The organism is Polaribacter sp., assembly GCF_039939415.1.
In the GTDB taxonomy this organism is placed as follows: domain Bacteria; phylum Bacteroidota; class Bacteroidia; order Flavobacteriales; family Flavobacteriaceae; genus Polaribacter.
The window spans coordinates 43,592-62,118 of record NZ_JBDVJE010000069.1 but is presented as its reverse complement, the minus strand read 5'-3'; the positions used below and the strand labels follow the sequence as shown (position 1 = coordinate 62,118).

At 29.4% G+C, this 18,527-nt stretch carries 13 protein-coding genes; 5 read left to right on the top strand and 8 right to left on the bottom strand.

Annotated elements, in window-relative coordinates; genetic code table 11:
- Positions 1–152: 152 nt before the first annotated feature.
- Entirely contained in the window at positions 153–656 is a 504-nt protein-coding gene (locus ABJG40_RS11370) for a mechanosensitive ion channel domain-containing protein (protein ID WP_348024700.1), read from the top strand.
- A 1-nt stretch (position 657) separates the two neighbouring features.
- Here ABJG40_RS11370 and ABJG40_RS11365 read toward each other — a convergent pair whose 3' ends face one another.
- The 4 genes from ABJG40_RS11365 to ABJG40_RS11350 all read right to left on the bottom strand — a co-directional run bounded on the left by ABJG40_RS11365 (position 658) and on the right by ABJG40_RS11350 (position 4,672).
- Positions 658–1,899 carry a peptidoglycan DD-metalloendopeptidase family protein gene (locus ABJG40_RS11365; RefSeq protein WP_348024699.1) on the bottom strand — a complete coding sequence of 414 codons (1,242 nt, stop codon included), beginning with the start codon at positions 1,897–1,899 and terminating at the stop codon, positions 658–660.
- On the bottom strand, positions 1,899–2,669 hold the full coding sequence (locus ABJG40_RS11360; protein WP_348024698.1) for a DUF4292 domain-containing protein: 771 nt from the start codon (positions 2,667–2,669) through the stop codon (positions 1,899–1,901). The genes ABJG40_RS11365 and ABJG40_RS11360 overlap by 1 nt, the downstream gene beginning before the upstream one ends.
- Before the next feature lie 2 nt (positions 2,670–2,671).
- Entirely contained in the window at positions 2,672–3,559 is an 888-nt protein-coding gene (locus ABJG40_RS11355; protein WP_348024697.1) for a hypothetical protein, read from the bottom strand.
- A 96-nt stretch (positions 3,560–3,655) separates the two neighbouring features.
- Positions 3,656–4,672 (bottom strand): sugar phosphate nucleotidyltransferase, encoded by a 1,017-nt coding sequence (locus tag ABJG40_RS11350; RefSeq protein WP_348024696.1) that lies wholly within the window; start codon positions 4,670–4,672, stop codon positions 3,656–3,658.
- Positions 4,673–5,053: 381 nt separating this feature from the next.
- On the opposite strand from ABJG40_RS11350, the gene ABJG40_RS11345 reads away from it, so the two are divergent.
- Together ABJG40_RS11345 and ABJG40_RS11340 are read left to right on the top strand one after the other, a co-directional pair.
- The gene (locus ABJG40_RS11345) at positions 5,054–9,001 is read left to right on the top strand and encodes a S8 family serine peptidase (protein ID WP_348024695.1); all 3,948 of its coding nucleotides are present in this window, start codon (positions 5,054–5,056) and stop codon (positions 8,999–9,001) included.
- A 279-nt stretch (positions 9,002–9,280) separates the two neighbouring features.
- On the top strand, positions 9,281–11,137 hold the full coding sequence (locus ABJG40_RS11340) for an ABC-F family ATP-binding cassette domain-containing protein (RefSeq protein WP_348024694.1): 1,857 nt from the start codon (positions 9,281–9,283) through the stop codon (positions 11,135–11,137).
- Here ABJG40_RS11340 and ABJG40_RS11335 read toward each other — a convergent pair.
- Both ABJG40_RS11335 and ABJG40_RS11330 read right to left on the bottom strand, forming a co-directional pair.
- Entirely contained in the window at positions 11,134–11,853 is a 720-nt protein-coding gene (locus tag ABJG40_RS11335; protein WP_348024693.1) for a 3'-5' exonuclease, read from the bottom strand. The two genes, ABJG40_RS11340 and ABJG40_RS11335, sit on opposite strands and share 4 nt — an antisense overlap.
- A 96-nt stretch (positions 11,854–11,949) precedes the next feature.
- Positions 11,950–14,046, bottom strand: a complete 2,097-nt coding sequence (locus tag ABJG40_RS11330; RefSeq protein ID WP_348024692.1) for a T9SS type A sorting domain-containing protein — start codon at positions 14,044–14,046, stop codon at positions 11,950–11,952.
- A gap of 220 nt (positions 14,047–14,266) precedes the next feature.
- Here ABJG40_RS11330 and ABJG40_RS11325 point away from each other — a divergent pair, with 220 nt between their 5' ends.
- Positions 14,267–14,965, top strand: coding sequence for a response regulator transcription factor (locus ABJG40_RS11325; protein ID WP_348024691.1), 699 nt, complete (start codon positions 14,267–14,269; stop codon positions 14,963–14,965).
- 10 nt (positions 14,966–14,975) lie between these two features.
- The gene (locus tag ABJG40_RS11320) at positions 14,976–16,013 is read left to right on the top strand and encodes an ATP-binding protein (RefSeq protein WP_348024690.1); all 1,038 of its coding nucleotides are present in this window, start codon (positions 14,976–14,978) and stop codon (positions 16,011–16,013) included.
- Here the strand turns inward: ABJG40_RS11320 and ABJG40_RS11315 are convergent.
- Positions 15,978–17,036: a glycosyltransferase gene (locus ABJG40_RS11315; protein WP_348024689.1), complete on the bottom strand. Its 1,059-nt coding sequence runs from the start codon at positions 17,034–17,036 to the stop codon at positions 15,978–15,980. The two genes, ABJG40_RS11320 and ABJG40_RS11315, sit on opposite strands and share 36 nt — an antisense overlap.
- A 172-nt stretch (positions 17,037–17,208) precedes the next feature.
- Positions 17,209–18,483 carry a phosphoribosylamine--glycine ligase gene (purD, locus tag ABJG40_RS11310; RefSeq protein ID WP_348024688.1) on the bottom strand — a complete coding sequence of 425 codons (1,275 nt, stop codon included), beginning with the start codon at positions 18,481–18,483 and terminating at the stop codon, positions 17,209–17,211.
- Between the last annotated feature and the right edge of the window lie 44 nt (positions 18,484–18,527).

Here is an 18,527-nt window from a genome sequence, read left to right as displayed (position 1 = left end):
CAGAAAATTTCTATAATTTTATCATCAGAAATCATAAGCAGAATATTTATTAGTAAATTGAAATTCAGTACTTTAATTTACAAAATATTCTGCTTTTTATTGCTTATTTTTTAAATATCTTACGTCGAACTCACGTTAATTAATTATAAATTATGGAGCTATATGAATACAAAATTATATATTCAGTTATTATTATCGTATCTGCATTTTTTATTCGCCTATTAATTACAAATTCTTTAAAAAAAATTCAAACAAAATTTGGCTTTCAAAAAGCAAGAATAGTTGTTACAAATAAAATAATTACCATACTAATTTATATTACTGTAATTGTTGTTGTTTCTTTTATTTGGGGTGTAGATGAAAAACAATTACTTGTTTATGTATCTTCTTTTTTAACAATCTTAGGTATTGCTTTTTTTGCACAATGGTCTATTCTATCTAATATTACAGCTGGTATTATATTATATATAAACTACCCTGTAAAAATTGGAGACTCTATTACAATTTTAGAAAAAGACAATAATATAACAGGAGAAATTAGAGATATTGGTGCCTTTTTTATCACATTAAGAACACCAGAAAAAGAATTAATAACAATGCCTAATGCAGTTATTCTTCAAAAAAATATTAAATATTTTCCTCAACCAGAAAATTAATTTATCTTCTTAAAATCCAGGAAGAAGGATTTAAACGTGTAGTATTTTTAAAAAGCACAAATATTAACTTTGTCTTTTTAGAAACTTTATCTGTAAATATTTTACCTATTTTTTGTCCAGTTTTAATTACATCTCCTTTTTTAACATAAGTTATTTCTAAATTATTGTATGATGAAATATAATTTCCGTGCTGAATAAGTACATTTTTTCTTCCCTCAGAACTCATTAAAACGTTTAGTACTTTTCCATTAAAAATAGCTTCTGCATTCATTCCTTTACTCGTAACAATATGCAAACCTGTACCATTTACAGTAATTCCAGGAAATGTAGGATGAGGTTGCTTACCAAATTTTCTTACAACAATTCCTTTACTTACTGGCCAAGGCAATTTCCCTTTATTTAACTCAAACTTTACAGCTAATGCTTTTGCTTCAGGACTTAAAATAAACTCGTTTTTCTTAACTGTTTTTGGTTTGTTCTTTAACTTTAGTTTTGCTGCTGCAATTCTATTTGCACGTGCAATTTCATCTCGAATTATTTTATCAATTTTAGCGGTAACTCTTTTTTCTTCTTTAATTTTACTTTGCAGTGATTTTTTATACTTACTCTCTTTTTTCTTAATAGTAGTAATTAATTGCTCTTGGTTTTTTCTATCATCTTCAATCTGCTTTTTCTGATGCTTTTCTGATAAGATTAATGTATCTTTTTGTGTTTTTTGATAGAGTAAAGAATCGTTTAATCTTTTTACAACATTGGTTTTTACAATAATTTCTTCTCCTTGTTTTTTTCTAAAAGAAGTATATTGTTTCATATACTCTAGCCTTTTATAAGCTTGGTAAAAATTCTGAGAAGAAAGCAAAAACATTGTTCTACTTTGTTGAGATTTACTTTTGTATGATTTAAAAATCATATCTGCATAATCTTTTTTTAAATCAGTTATATTCTTATTTAATTTTGCAAGCTCTTTTTGGTTTCTATTAATTTCTTTCGATAAAATTTTTGCTTCAGCATTAATTGTAGAAATTAATTGAGCTCTAACTTCTATCTTTTTATTAATATCTTTTAGGTTCTCTAAAGCATTTTTTTCTTTCTTCTTTTCATTAAAAAGTAATGTGTTTACCTGTTTAATTTCTTTATTTAGTTTTTTACGCTGTGCTTCTAACTGCTTTCTTGTTTGACCAAAAACAGAAAAAACACTTATAAAAAAAATTAAAACGGATATGTAGTACTTTTTTCTTTTCACTATATTTTTATTTGCTTGTAACCTTTAGGAATAGAAAATGAAGTATTAATTTCTGTATTAAAAACAACCGATTTTAAAACAAAATCTATATTTGTAAACTTACTTGGTTGTTTTGCTTTTATTTTTATTTCTGATGGAAAAACAGCTTCATCTAACACTCTATAAGATGGATATAAAACATCTAAACGCTGATTTTTTAATGAATTTACAACAGATTGCTTATCTAACTTAAAATGAGAAGGATTTACTGCAAAGAAAACATCAAATAAATGAGATTGATTTTCTGGTGTTAAAACATAAGAATTATCTTTAATTATAATATTTTGTTTTTCTTCTTTTACATTCATAATAGATTGCCCTAACAATAAATTTTGAAGCTGTAAAAAATTAATATCTGTTCCTAATAATTTTTGAAGCATAGAAAAATCTCCATCAAAATATTTCTTATTCAAAGAAGAATAAAACCGAACAGAATTAGGTGTAATTTTTGCTTTAAAAAGCGTTATAAATTTAGTGCCTTTTAACCAAATTACCTCATCTTTTTTCATTTTAAAGCTAACAGAAAAAGCTTGTTTAATCTTACCGTTATTAAAATTAGCTTTTAGTTTTGCATCTACTGTTTTCTTATTAAAATTAGATGCAATATGCTTTCTTGCTACTTTTTTAGCCGACATTTTTTTGGCAATTATGTTTTTGCTTATTACATTTTTATTCGATTTACAAGATGCAAAAATAATAGTAAAAACAATAAAATACTTTATAAATTTCATTCTTAATTTTTTAATTTTTTAGATTTCTCTCTAAACTTTTTTTCATCTTTAAAATTACCCAAACCATTATAAGAAATTGCCATTTGGGTATAAAAATTTGCTTCCATTTCATCATCTATTACAAAATCGATACCGTTTTGTAAACTTAATAACGCTTTTTTATAACTTTTCTGATAATTTAATGCTTTAGCATTCATTAAATAAACAAAGGGTTGCGCAGGAAAAAGTTCTATTCCTTCTGTAGAATATTTTAAAAGTTGTGCAGAATTATCAATAGAAACTTCTAATATTTTTTTTAAGATATTGTACGACTTATTTGTTTTAAATTGTTCTATTAAAGAACCAGAATTGCTTTTCTTTTCTTGCTTTACAAACTTCTTATTTACCTTTTTTTCTAAAGTACTTTTTAAGTTTTTAAAATTTGATGACAAAGCATTATCTTGTTCCATTACATTCATTAACAAAACAGCATTCTTATAATCTCTGTTTCTTAAATATAATTTTAAAAGAAATTCTCTTTCTTTAATATTGATAGCAACTGTTTTTTTCTGAATAGATATTGCTTCAGAAAAATCTCTTTCTTTTACATTAACTTTAACTAAATGTTTTAACATCCATATATTTTTAGGCTCATTTACTAAGGCTCTATTAATATATTCCTTTGCTAATAAGGTTTTATTAAGTTGTAAATAATTTTTAGAAAACTCGAAAAAAACAGCTACTTCGTTCGATAAAATTTGATTACAACTCTCTAAATTTTCAATAGCTTTTTGATAGTTTTCTATAGATTTTTCTGATAAAGCTTTGAAAAAAAATTGCTGAAATCTTAATTCTTTTTCTTCAGTTAAATCTTCTGCTATAAGAATACTATCTTGAGAAAAAGTGTTCAAAGAAAAAAGTACAAAGAAAAGAGAAAAGAGAAAAAACATATACTTATGAGTTTTTCTCTTTTCTCTTCTATTATTTATCTTAATTCTGTTATTCATTTAAGTTAACTCTGTATAATCTCCAATACTCACAGAAGTAAATTTTCCATTATATTTTGCATAATTTCCAATCATTGCATTGTCTAAATCTGCATTAGAAATTTCTACATTAGATTGTATTAAAGAATTTATAATACTAGAATTTTCTACAACACTATTAGCACCAATAGACACATAAGGACCAATTTTTGTGTTTTTTAAAACAACATTTTCTCCAATAAAACAAGGTTGAATAATTTCTGAATTTTCTAAAACAACATCTTTAGCAACTAAATTATTACCTGCCTCATTTTCAAAACCTAAAACCTGTTTATTAGTATCTACAGTTGGATCTTTTTTACCACAATCCATCCATGCATTTACTGTTCCTGGAATAAATTTTGCTCCTTGTTGTTTTAAAGACTCTAAAACATTTGTTAATTGAAACTCTCCGTTTTCACGAAGATTATTATCAATTAAATATTGAATTTCATTTCTAACTTTATCTCCATCTTTAAAATAATAAATACCAATAATAGCTAAATCAGAAACAAAATCTTTAGGCTTCTCAACAAAATCTGTAATATAACCATCATTTAATTTTACAACACCAAAAGCGCTTGGATCTTCTACTTGTTTAACCCAAATTGCTCCATCTGCATTCGCATCTAAGGTAAAATCGGCTTTAAATAAAGTATCTGCAAAAGCAACTACACAAGGTCCAGATAAAGATTCTTTAGCACAAAAAATAGCATGAGCCGTTCCTAGAGCTTCTTCTTGCACATATACAGAACCTTTAGCACCTAGTTCTTCAGCAATTTTAATTAATTTATCTGAAGTATTTGCTGGAAATCCTTTAGCTGCAGGACCAATAATAAAAGCAATTTCTTCTATTTTCTGATTCACAACAGAGGTAATATCCTCGACTAAACGCTGTACAATTGGTTTCCCTGCAATTACTGTTAAAGGTTTAGGAACTGTTAAAGTATGTGGTCTTAAACGAGACCCAATCCCTGCCATTGGCACTATTATTTTCATAAGTTTTTTTATCTATAAATATATAATACGCAATATAGTATTAAATAAGAATACCAAGAAATTAGAACATAATAAAAAATAATTCACACCTCACTGAAAACAGTGAGACTTCTAACCATTTTCAGTGATACAAAAATTTCACTGTTTTCAGTGATTGCGATATTGATAATAAAAACATATTTTTGTAAAGAATAATTCACTCAATTAACATTATTTAACTTTAAAATAAAATATTTTATAATTATAACCTTAAAATTATCAAGCAATTTATTGGTTCTAAATTATAACTCACACATCATTTAAGTCTCATCGTTTTGACTTTTCAAAAAAAAATCGATAAAAAATAATTCAAATAATCAATAATTAAAAACCACAAAAAAAATGAAAAAAAGTTACCTCAACAAACTTCTTATTATAGGAGTTTTTTTCGCATTCAACTTTAACTTACATGCCCAAAAGAAAACCGAGTTAAAAAAAATTCGTGGCAAGTACAATCAAGAAAAATTAACTACTTTAAAGAAGAATTTCAAAGAAAAAGCTTCATTTGAAAAACTAAATGCAACCAATATTGCAAAAGAAAAAGGATGGAAGGTTAAATTCACAAACAAAAAAGGACAATTACTAGAACTACAGAAAGTAGTAAACGGAAAACCAATTTATTATACAACATTTAATGTTGCTGCTGCAAAATCTACTAGAGTAGATCATGTAAACTCTGGTGGCTCTCTAGGTTTAAACTTAGATGGACAAAATATGACTGCTTATGTTTGGGATGGAGGAATTGCAAGAGCATCTCATCAAGAATATGATGGAGCTGGAGGAAATAATAGGTTTTCTTCTGGAGATTCAGGTTCTTTAAATTACCACTCTGCTCATGTAACAGGAACAATTATAGCTTCTGGAGTAGTTGCCAATGCAAAAGGTATGGCTTCTCACGCTCAAGCAATAGGATATGACTGGAACAGTGACCTTGCTGAAGCTACTACAGCTGCTGCAAATGGTATGCTAATTTCCAATCACTCTTATGGTTATGCCGCAAGAAACAGTGCTGGTCAAGTACAATTACCTCAATATTATTTTGGTGGTTACATAGAAGACTCTAGAGACTGGGACGAAATTATGTTTAATGCACCAAATTATTTAATGGTAGTTGCAGCTGGTAATGACGGTACAGATGACACAGCGAATACAAACCCAACAGGAGGTTCTGGATTTGATAAATTAACAGGTCATTCAACATCAAAAAATAACTTAGTAGTTGCAGCAGCAAATGATGCAAATGTAGATGCAAATGGAAACTTAATAAGCACTACAATTGCTACTTTTAGTAGTGAAGGACCAACTGATGACTTCCGTATTAAGCCAGATATTGCTGGTAATGGCGTTTCTGTATATTCTACATATGAGTCTAGTAACACCGAATACGCTTCAATTTCAGGTACATCAATGGCTTCTCCAAATGTAGCTGGATCATTAATATTATTGCAACAACACGCTAATAATATAAATGGCTCTTTTATGAAAGCAGCAACTTTAAAAGGATTAGCACTTCACACTGCTGATGACTCTGGAGTTTCTGGCCCTGATGCAGTCTTTGGATGGGGATTAATGAATACTAAAGCTGCAGCTGAAGCAATTACCCAAAATGGAAATGAAGCTAAAATTGAAGAATTAACATTAACATCAGGTCAAACTTATACAATTACTGTAGATTCTGATGGTGTTAATGATTTATTAGCATCTATTTCTTGGACAGATAGAGCTGGAACAGCTAATACAGGAACTGTAAATTTAACAACACCTGTTTTAGTAAATGATTTAGATATAAGAGTTTCTAAAGGTAGTTCAACATATTTCCCTTATAGATTAACAGGAGCTACAACAAGTGCTCAACAAGACAATGAAGTAGATCCTTATGAAAGAGTAGATATCTCTGGAGCTTCAGGAACATATACAATTACCGTAACTCACAAAGGAACTTTAACCGGAGGAAGTCAAAACTTTTCTTTAATAGTAACTGGTTTGTCATCAACTCCTGTAGTTTGTAACGCTACAACTCCAACAAATTTAGTGGCTACTAATGTATCTGATACAGAAGCGACTATTTCTTGGGATACTGTTCCTGCTGCAACTTATGACGTGAGATATAGGGTTTCAGGAACAACTTCTTGGACAACTAATACTGTTACTGGAAGTTCTACTGTTTTAAGTGGATTATCGCTAACTACTTCATACGAAGTTCAAGTTCGTAGTAAATGTACCTCAAGCAACTCTGCTTATAGTTCTACTGCAAACTTTACAACTACAGAACTTCAATTAAACTATTGTGATTCTAATAGCAATAGTGTTGCTGATGAATATATTAGTAATGTAACAATGGGAAGTATTAACAATACAACAGGTGCATCTAGCAGTGGATATGCAGATTACACATCTCAATCTACAAATCTTACAAAAGGTGTTTCAGAAACTATTATAATTACTCCAACTTGGACAGGAACTCAATATGATGAAGGATATGCTGTGTTTATTGATTATAATAAAGATGGAGATTTTGCTGATAGTGGAGAAACTGTTTGGACAAATACAGCTTCACAAACTACACCAGTAAGTGGAACTTTTACTGTACCTACTTCTGCAATTTCAGGAGCAACCACAATGCGTGTTGTTATGCAATACAATACAATACCTTCTTCATGTGGCTCATATGATTATGGAGAAACAGAAGATTATACAGTTGTAATTGCATCTTCAGGACCAGATACAATAGCACCAGTAATCACATTAAATGGAGCGTCAATAATAAATTTAAATGTTGGTGATACATACAATGAATTAGGAGCAACTGCAACTGATAATGTAGATGGAAATTTAACTTCAAGTATTGTTATAACAGGATCTGTAAACACAACTTTAGCAGGAACATATGTTATAAACTACAATGTAAGTGATACTGCAGGAAACCCAGCAACCCAAGTTTCAAGAACTGTAAATGTAAATAATGTTAGTACAAGTGGCTGTACAAATGGTGTTTCAACTTTTCCTTATAATGAAGGTTTTGAAAATACTTTAGGAGCATGGACTCAATCAGCAGCAGATGATATTGATTGGACAATAAATTCAGGTACAACCCCTTCTAGTAGTACTGGACCTAGTTCTGCAAACCAAGGCACTTATTATATTTTTGTAGAAGCTTCTGGAGATGGAACAGGTTACCCTACAAAACAAGCAATTATTAATTCTCCTTGTTATGATTTATCTAACGAAACAGAAGCTACTTTTTCTTTCAACTATCATATGTACGGGGCTACAGACATGGGAACTATTGCCTTAGAAATCAGTTCAGATAATGGTACTTCTTGGGCTAGCATCTGGAATGAATCTGGAAATAAAGGTAATTCTTGGTTAACTGCAAGTGTTAATTTAAATGCATATGTTGGAGGTAGCATACAATTACGTTTTAATAGAGTTACTGGAAGCACTTGGCAAGCAGATATTGCTTTAGACAATATTCAAATTACAAACGGAGGTAGCACAGGAAATGGATGTACAGCAGAAATAACTTCATTCCCTTATACACAAGGTTTTGAAAACACATTTGGTTCTTGGAGTCAATCTTCATCAGATGATATTGATTGGTCTGTAAACTCAAGTGGAACTCCTTCTAGCAATACTGGTCCTGATTCTGCTAATCAAGGAACTTACTACATTTTTGTTGAAGCTTCTGGAAACGGAACAGGTTATCCTACAAAACAAGCCATTATTAACTCTCCTTGTTTTGATTTATCTGGATTAACAGTAGCATCTTTTAATTTTGATTATCATATGTATGGAGCTACAGACATGGGAACTATAGCTTTAGAAGCTAGTAATGATAATGGAGCAACATGGACAAGTATATGGAGTCAATCTGGAAACCTAGGAAACTCTTGGTTATCTGCAAGTGTAGATCTTTCTTCATACTTAGGTAGCACTGTTCAGTTAAGATTTAATAGAGTTACAGGAAGTACTTGGCAAGCAGATATTGCATTAGATAACATTAGTCTTACAAATACGGTTGCAAATAACACTAATTTATATACTACTTATTCTGTTAATACTATTAACACTTTTAAAATGTATCCTAATCCTGCTAAAGACTTATTAAATGTAAGATTAGCTACAGAAGGAGATAATAGTTTTAGAATTATAGATATTACAGGTAAAACTATAAAATCTGGTAGTATTTCTAAACAATCTATTAATATTGCTAATTTAAAAACAGGAATTTATTTGATAGAAATTAATGATGGAGAAGAAATTATTATAGAAAAATTTGTAAAACTATAAAATTATTTAAATTACTCAACATTAAAACCCAAGCTTTTGCTTGGGTTTTTTCATTTTTAATCACTGTTTTCAGTGAATATTCTCACGGTTTTCAGTGAGGTAAAAATTTCACTGTTTTCAGGGATTGACTAGTATTTGTATTTGTAGTATTTTTACAACATCATAGTAAGGTTTAATTTAAATCCCCCTTAGAATTTATTCTAATTAAATTAAATACCATCAAAAACCCAAGTTAACACTTGGGTTTTTTGTTTCTTTGCAAAAACTAAAATTATTTCTGTGAATTACTTATCAGTAGAAAATATTTCTAAAGCTTATGGAGAACGCATCTTATTTGAAGATATCTCTTTTGGAATTAATAAAGATCAAAAAGTTGCTTTTGTAGCTAAAAACGGAAGTGGAAAAACTTCTATCTTAAATATTATTGCAGGTTTAGATGTCCCTGATTCTGGACAAGTAGTTAGTAGAAAAGATATTTCTATTGCTTATTTAGCTCAAAAAGATAATATTGACTCGAATTTAACTATCGAAGAAACCATTTTTGCTACTGATAACAAAATTTTATCAATTGTTAATCAATATGAAAATGCGTTAAAAAACCCTGATGATTCAGATGCTTATCAAACTGCTTTTGATTTAATGGACCAATACAATGCATGGGATTTTGAAACACAATACAAACAAATTTTATCAAAATTAAAATTAGACGATTTAACATTAAAAGTTGGATCTCTTTCTGGTGGACAAAGAAAACGTCTTTCTTTAGCAATTGTTTTAATTAATAAACCAGATTTATTAATTTTAGATGAACCAACTAATCATTTAGATTTAGAAATGATTGAATGGCTAGAAGCTTTCTTTGCAAAAGAAAAAATTACCTTATTTATGGTTACTCACGATCGTTATTTCTTAGAACGTGTTTGTAATGAGATTTTAGAATTAGATGAAGGAAAAATTTATAAATACAAAGGCAATTACTCTTATTATTTACAAAATAAAGAAGAACGCTTAGCATTAGAAGCAACTAACTTAAGTAAGGCAAAAAGTTTATTTAAAAAGGAACTAGATTGGATGCGTAAGCAACCAAAAGCAAGAACTACAAAGTCTAAATCTAGAACCGATGATTTTTATAAGATTAAAGAAAAAGCACATCAACGTAGAAAAGACCATCAAGTTCAATTAGAAATTAATATGGAGCGTTTAGGAAGTAAAATTCTTGAACTACATAAAGTGTACAAATCATTTGGAAATAAAAAGATTTTAGACGGATTTGACTATGTGTTTAAACGTGGTGAACGTGTTGGTATTATTGGTAAAAACGGAACAGGAAAATCTTCTTTTTTAAATATTATTACACAAACTGCACCAGTAGATGCTGGTAAAGTTATTCTTGGTGAAACTGTAAAATATGGATACTACACACAGGCTGGAATTAATATTAAAGAAGGACAAAAAGTAATTGAAGTTGTAAAAGAATTTGGAGAAGAAATACCTTTAACAAAAGGGCGAAGAATTTCTGCATCACAACTTTTAGAACGTTTTTTGTTTGACAAAAAGAAACAATATGATTTTATTGAAAAACTTTCTGGAGGAGAACAAAAACGTTTGTATTTATGTGCCGTTTTAATTCAGAATCCAAATTTTTTAATTCTTGATGAGCCAACAAACGATCTAGATGTAGTTACTTTAAATGTCTTAGAAAACTTCTTACTAGATTACCCTGGAAACCTTTTAGTTGTTTCTCATGACAGGTATTTTATGGATAAAATTGTAGATGCTTTATTTGTTTTTAGAGGAGAAGGTGTTGTAGAAAACTTTCCAGGAAATTACTCAGACTTTAGAGCTTATGATGCTTCTGCTTTAAAAGAAACTAAACAAGAAAAGACAATAGAAAAAGTAATTACAAAAAACACTAAAAATGCTCTGAGTTTTAATGAAAAAAGAGAATTTGGTGCATTAGAAGCAGATATAGAAAGGTTACAAAGAAGAAAAGAGATTATTGAAAAACAATTTTTAAATGTAGAAATTGCACCAGAAGATATTGCAAAAAAATCTGAAGAGTTGCAAGAAATTATTTCTTCTCTAGAGCAAAAAGAAGAGCGTTGGTTAGAACTTTCTATGAAATTAGAAGATTAATCTATACTTACAATATTTTCCCTTTTTAATAACTCTTGATTATTAAAACGTAATAAAATTTGAGCCACAGCTATGGTGTCTTTTTCACAATAATCTACAATTCTTTGTATATTTTTTTCTTTGTAATAAACATTAGCAACTTCACTGCCATCAATATCATCTTTTGGAGATGGAATGCCTAATATAGATGTTAAGAGTTTTAATGATGTGTAATGTTTATAGTCTCCAAACTTCCACAATTCTAAAGTATCAAGATGTGGAACTTCCCATGGTTTTTTTCCAAATAAATTGAGTTTTTTAGGCAATTCTATTTGATGAACAATCATTCTTCTTGCAATAAAAGGAAAATCGAATTCTTTACCATTATGAGCACACAAAATATTATTCTTTTTAACAAAATGTGTATCTAATAAAACTTTAAAATCAGTTAAAAGTTGATGCTCATCATCACCAAAAAAAGAGGTTAAACGCAATTGTTTACTTTTATCTACATCAACAAAATAACCAACAGAAATACATATTATTTTACCAAACTCTGCCCAAATTCCTGCTCGTTCGTAAAAGGCTGAGGCAGTAAATTCTTCTTTACGTTGATATTTTGTTTTTTTTTGATAAAGTTCTTGAGTTTCTTTAGAAAGTTGATTCCAACTTTCTTTTTGAGGCACAGTTTCAATATCCAGAAATAGGATATCATTTAATTTGATAGTCAAATTCATAGCAAAATACTTTTCTTTTTCTTGACTAAAGATAGTAAAAATAAAAAACTCCGAAATAAATTCGGAGCTTTTCTAAAAATTTTTAATCTGACAAAACTATCTGATAACTAATTTTTTTGTTGCTGTTTTTCCTGCTTCTATTACTTTTAATATATATACTCCAGAAGTTATAGTAGATACATCAATATCTTTCTTTAAACCAGAAAAACTAGTTGAAAACACTTTTTTTCCAAGTACATTAAAAATAGCTAATTGCTTGCTTTCTGAACTAGCAGTAGATATTGTAAATCTTTTATTTGTAATTGGGTTTGGATATGTTGCAAAACCTGCAACTTCTGTATTTCCAACTGATAAAGTTGTTTCTGAAAAAGTAGTTCCAATTCTCAGGTTATCAACCAATATACCTTCATTTAAGTTAGAATCTGATTGTCTAAGTGCAAAAGATACAATAGAACGACCTGGATCATCAAGGTCCGCTCCTGTAATTGAAGTCTCAGTTTCTAGAGTTGCATCTATCCATAGTTGAGCAATATTTTTATCTTGGTCATATTTAACTGTTGCTCTGTACTTAACATCATATGAAAGATCTGTTGCCCATACTGAGTCTGCAGTAGATGCATCTGTAGCGATACCAACTGAAAAATCTCCTGTATTCGTTGGAGGAACAATGTCTAAACGTCCTGTAAATCCGAAACCACTATCTTTAAACATTGCAAAATATTCATTATCTGTACCCGGTATTGGGCTCTTTGGATCTACTACTGTAAAGTCAATAGCATAATAAATACTTCCAGAAACTGCTGTAAATTGTATTTGTGCATCTTCACTAGGTGTACCATGTTGAACTAAAACCTGATTAGAAGACACCATTAAATCTCCAGACGTTCCGCTAAAATTATTCCATAATGGGTTATTTATTAGACTTCCATCTGTATATGTAAAATCTTCAGATATAGGTAAAGGGTAACATGCAGGGCTATATAAAGTTCTTGTTAAATCACATGAACTATTTGCACCTCCAACAATTTTAATTTCCGCATTTGTCCCTTCAGTCATTCCTGAAAAAGTAATAGTTCCTGTAGCCATAGAATCTGGGTTATCACCCCCAATAGTGACTCCTGCTGGTACAGTAATTGTATAAGTAGTTCCTGTATCTCCACCTGTAAAAGCTATTGTTCCTGTATAACCATCCAAACCACTAGTTGAAGCATTACATGTAGTAGAAATACTGCCTAATTCTAAATCACATGGATGTGATACAGAAAATGTTACAGTTTCACTAACTACAGTACTTAAAGATGCTCCAGCATTATCAACTAATTCTAAAGTTAATGTATAAGTATTCCCAGGAGCAACAGTAATAGCAGGTAAAGTAGTACTAAAGAAGTCAGCGTTTTCTGTTGAACCGCCTTGAGTTTCAAAAGTAGATTTAATATATCCATCTCCTGCATTATCACTCGCTCCAGAACCATTGTCACCTGAAAGTGTAAAGTTTTCTATTGTAATTGTAGGAGTTACAGAAGTTGTACTTGCTAAATCTCCTGCATTAGGTGAGTTAATTGTTAAAGTAGTAGTAGTTGAAGCTGCAACTGTATATGTTCCAACTCCTCCAATTAATGTTTCAAAACTATCTGAACCTCCTTGACATACACCTAAAGTATTTAAAGCACTTACACCTCCAAAAGTCCAATTAGATTCATTAAATCCAGCATCAGGTCCTGTTCCATTTTTCCTTTTTGCATAAGAATCTTTATATTCCCATGTAGAACCATCTCCATCAGTTCCTTCGACACCATATTGATCAATAACCGATGAATCAGACGAAAGAATGATTCTAATCCTATCATCACCATTAAGATTCATTGTACCAGTTTCCAATACAGATTTTATAGAAGGAAAATCTGAAGCTAGCCCAACTGAACTACCTGAAGTTGAAACATAAACAAAAGCATCTGTAACTGTACCAAAAGAAGACAAATCTTGTGTATTGCCCCAAGTTGTATTAGCATTTGTTTGATTTTCTAAAGAGTATAATGTAAAATCTACAGTACCTTTAGCATAAATTTCTAATAATTTTGGGTTTCCCCCTGTACAATCACCATCCACAATAGCTGTGATAATTGGGGATTGTCCAAACCCTAAACCAGTAAACAGCAAGGTCAATAATAAAGTAAAAAAGTAATTTTTTTTCATAAAATAAATATTAAGTGAATTAATTACGTAAATATAAGAAATTATTAGGTGGCTAATTAACTAACTCAGCATTAAGAAATTGTTAAAATCGAAAAACTTTGATTTTACTTTAAGTTATTTTAATGTTAACTATTGATAAAAACATTAAATGATTGTTAAGTGTTTGTCATTCTAGTATAATAATCACTATTTTTGATACTCAAAAGTACTTAAATCTATTATGAATAAAAGTGATATTAAGATTTTATTGGTTGATGATGAACCAGATATTTTAGAAATTGTAGGATATAATTTAAAAAATGAAGGATATCAAATATTTACAGCTTCTAACGGGCAAGAAGCCATTAAATCTGCTAAAAAAAATGTACCGCAATTAATTCTCTTAGATATAATGATGCCAGAAATGGATGGTATTGAGGCTTGTGAAAAAATTAGAAAAATAAAATCTTTAGAAAATGTAATTGTCTCATTTTTATCTGCAAGAGGAGAAGATTATTCTCAGGTTGCAGGTTTTGAAGCAGGAGCAGATGATTATATTACTAAACCAATAAAACCTAAAGTACTAATTAGCAAAGTAAAATCTTTACTAAGAAGATTAAAAACTGAGCAAGAAAGTGAAGAAACCTTTAAAATTGGTGATATTGTTATTGATAGAGATGAATATGTAGTTTATAAAGCTGGTAAAAAAATAGCACTTCCCAGAAAAGAATTTGAATTGTTTTCTTTACTAACATCTAAATCAGGTAAAGTCTTTAAAAGAGACGTTATTTTAGACACTGTTTGGGGTAATGAAGTTGTAGTTGGCGGAAGAACAATAGATGTTCATATTAGAAAATTAAGAGAAAAAATAGGTGACCATCATTTTAAAACAGTAAAGGGAGTAGGTTATAAATTTGTTTTGGAAGATTCAGATAAATAAATTTTCCGAAATGAAAATTAAAAAAACATATTCTTATGCACTTTGGTCTGCATTATTTTTAACAACACTTTCTGCTATCATTTTTATAGCAGCCTATTTTATTTTAGTTAAACATATAGGCATCTTAGCTATTGTTTTATCATTTATTTTATTTTTTGGCCTATCATTTTTAATTATACAGTACAGAACTGAACACTTTATATACAGACGTCTTAAAAAACTTTACGAAGAAATTTCTGTTTTGAATGTAGACAATTTGCGTATAAAAACTGCTACAACAGATATAGACAAAATATCTGAAAGCATGAGAAAGTTTGTAGAAGGAAAAAGACTAGAGATCAAGAATTTAACAGAAATAGATTCTTTTAGAAGAGATTTTTTAGGAAATGTTGCTCATGAATTAAAAACACCATTATTTACGGTTCAGGGTTATATTTTAACTCTCTTAGAAGGTGCTGTAAATGATAAACAAATTAGAACCAAATATTTAGAAAGAGCAAATAAAGGCGTAGAAAGATTAGTTGCAGTTACAAAAGACTTAGACATGATTGCCAAGTTAGAAAATGATGGTTTAAAACTAGATTTTAAAGTTTTTAACATTATAGAGTTAGTGCAAAATGTCTTTGATTTGTTAGAAATGAAAGCTAAAAAAAGAAACATTACACTTAAACTAGACAAAGTATATAAATCTCCTGTTTTTGTTAGAGGAGATATAGAAAAAATTGAGCAAGTTTTAATAAACCTCATTGTAAATTCTATTAAATACGGTAAACCAAATGGTGCTACTACAATTGCCATTAATAATTACAATGGCAAATACATGATAAAAGTTATTGATGATGGAGAAGGAATACAACAACAACATTTATCTCGACTTTTTGAGCGATTTTACAGAGTAGATCAAAGTAGATCTAGAGAGCAAGGTGGCTCTGGCTTAGGTTTATCTATTGTAAAACATATTGTTGAAGCTCATAATGAAACTATTCATTTAAAAAGCACTTATAGAGAAGGTTCAGAATTTTCTTTTACCATGGAAAAGGCTAAATAATTTTGAATTTAACTTAGTTTCTTTTACACTTAAGCCTTTAGATATTGCTATTGTTGATAATTTATCAGCCTTAAAATCTTCTAATTTACAAGAAGGAGCAATATTACTTTCTTTTAAAAATTTTGCCAAATATTCTTGTTCTGGTTGATCTTTTGTAGGTATAAAAAATGCTTTTTTATTTAAAACAGCTAAATCCATAATTGACGAATAACCAGACCTACAAACAACAATTTTACTGGAATTTATTATTTTTTGAAGCTCATGAGACAATAAATAATTATAAAAAATAATATTTTCTGATTTCCATTCTTTTTGCTCATCTTCAACTTTTCCTAAAACAAAAACTATTTTTCTAACATCGTTTTTAAACGCTGTAATTAGCTTTTCTTGCAAAAAAGTTCTATTAGGTTCTACACCCGAAATGATGACTAAAACATCTATATTTTCTGGGAATATCTCTTTTTTAAACCTACTTAAAACTCCAATAAATTTTGCAGTTATTTTTGTTTTGGAAATTGATAATTTTCCTGAAAACTCAGAATGTTTAGTGTCAGGAATCCAACATTCATCAAAATTTTTGATAATTTTTTGATGAAAAAAAGTAGTTAAAAAAGTAGTTAAACCAGATAAAACATTTATTTGATGTGTTATATAAACTGATGGAACTAAACTACTACTAACACCAAATCTGTTATCTGATATTACACCTACAATCTCTTTATTCTTTTTAATAAAACTGTTGATTAGCTTTTTCTCTTCTTTTACAGCTTTTAAAATTTTAGGAAACTGCAAAAATAATCCCAACTGTAAATTTCTATGATAAGAAATATTATAAGCTGGGAGTTTTATGTATTCTAAATTTGGAAATTCTATTCTTAAAAAATTGAAAGCATTTCCATCTGAAGCTATAATTGGTGTAAAGTTATTGTCTAACAACGCATTTATAATAGGCACACAACGTGTTGCATGACCTAAACCCCAATTTAAGGGTGCAATTATTATTTTTTTATTAGTAGTCTTCATTTTTAATTCAATTTAAATCTACCAATTTTTTAAACAATAATTGAAATTTCTGGCTAAAAAATATGTTTTTAAGTGAGTGCGTTAAGGATTGAGCGCGTGTTTGAGCTCTTTTTGTTTTTTCAACAAAAAAGCGAGTAGCGAAAGCCTGTTAAAACGCCCAAAAAAAATATGCTTACACTAAATCGAAACCAATATCTTTTCTGTAATTGATTTTATTGAAATGAATCTTGTTGATGCTTTTATAGCTTTTTTCTAGAGCTTCTTCAATGGTGTTTCCGAAAGAAGTTACCGCAATAACTCTACCTCCACTTGTTACCACTTTGTTATCTTTAATGGTTGTACCTGCATGAAAAACAATAGATTCATCTACAGTATCAAAACCTGTAATTTCTTTTCCTTTTTCATACGCTTCTGGATATCCGCCAGAAACCAACATTACAGTTGTTGCTGTTTTATCGGTTACAGAAAAAGATTTTTTACCTAAATTTTGATTGGCAACACCCTCAAACAAATCAAATAAATCTGACTCGATTCTTGGTAAAACAACCTCTGTTTCTGGATCTCCCATTCTTACATTATACTCAACTACAGATGGATTTCCATTATCATTCATCAATCCAATAAAGATAAAACCTCTGTAATCAATTCCGTCTTTTTGCAAACCATTAATTGTTGGTTTTACTACTAACTCTTCAACCTTATCTAAAAATGCTTTATCTGCAAAAGGCACAGGAGAAATTGCGCCCATTCCGCCAGTATTTAAACCTGTATCACCTTCGCCAATTCTTTTATAATCTTTTGCCGAAGGTAAAATTTTATAATTTTTTCCGTCTGTTAACACAAAAACAGATAATTCTATTCCTTTTAAAAACTCTTCAATTACAACTGTTGATGACGCTTCGCCGAATTTATTATTAGAAACCATTTCTTCTAACTCAGCTTTAGCTTCTTCTAAAGAATTTAAAATTAACACTCCTTTACCTGCTGCTAAACCATCTGCTTTTAAAACAAAAGGTGGTTCTAAGGTCTCTAAGAAAGTAAAACCTTCATGTAAATTTTCTTTTGTAAATGATTTGTAACGTGCTGTAGGAACTCCATGTTTTTGCATGAATTGCTTTGAGAAATCTTTAGATCCTTCTAACAATGCTCCGTCTTTTTTAGGACCAATTACTGGGATATTTTTCAATTCTTGATCAGCCAAAAAGAAATCATGAACGCCTTCTACTAAAGGAGCTTCTGGACCAACTACTACCATTTTAATGTCATTTTCTAAAACAGTTTTTTTCACTGCTTCAAAATCTGTTGGATTGATTGCTATGTTTTTAGCAATTTTATCGGTTCCTGCGTTTCCTGGAGCTACAAAAAGTTGATTAATTTTTTTGCTTTCTTTTAATTTTAAAGCAAAAGCATGTTCTCTTCCTCCAGAACCTAAAATAAGTACATTCATGTTTGTTGTGTTGTTGTGTTGTCTTTGCAAATATATTTTAAAAA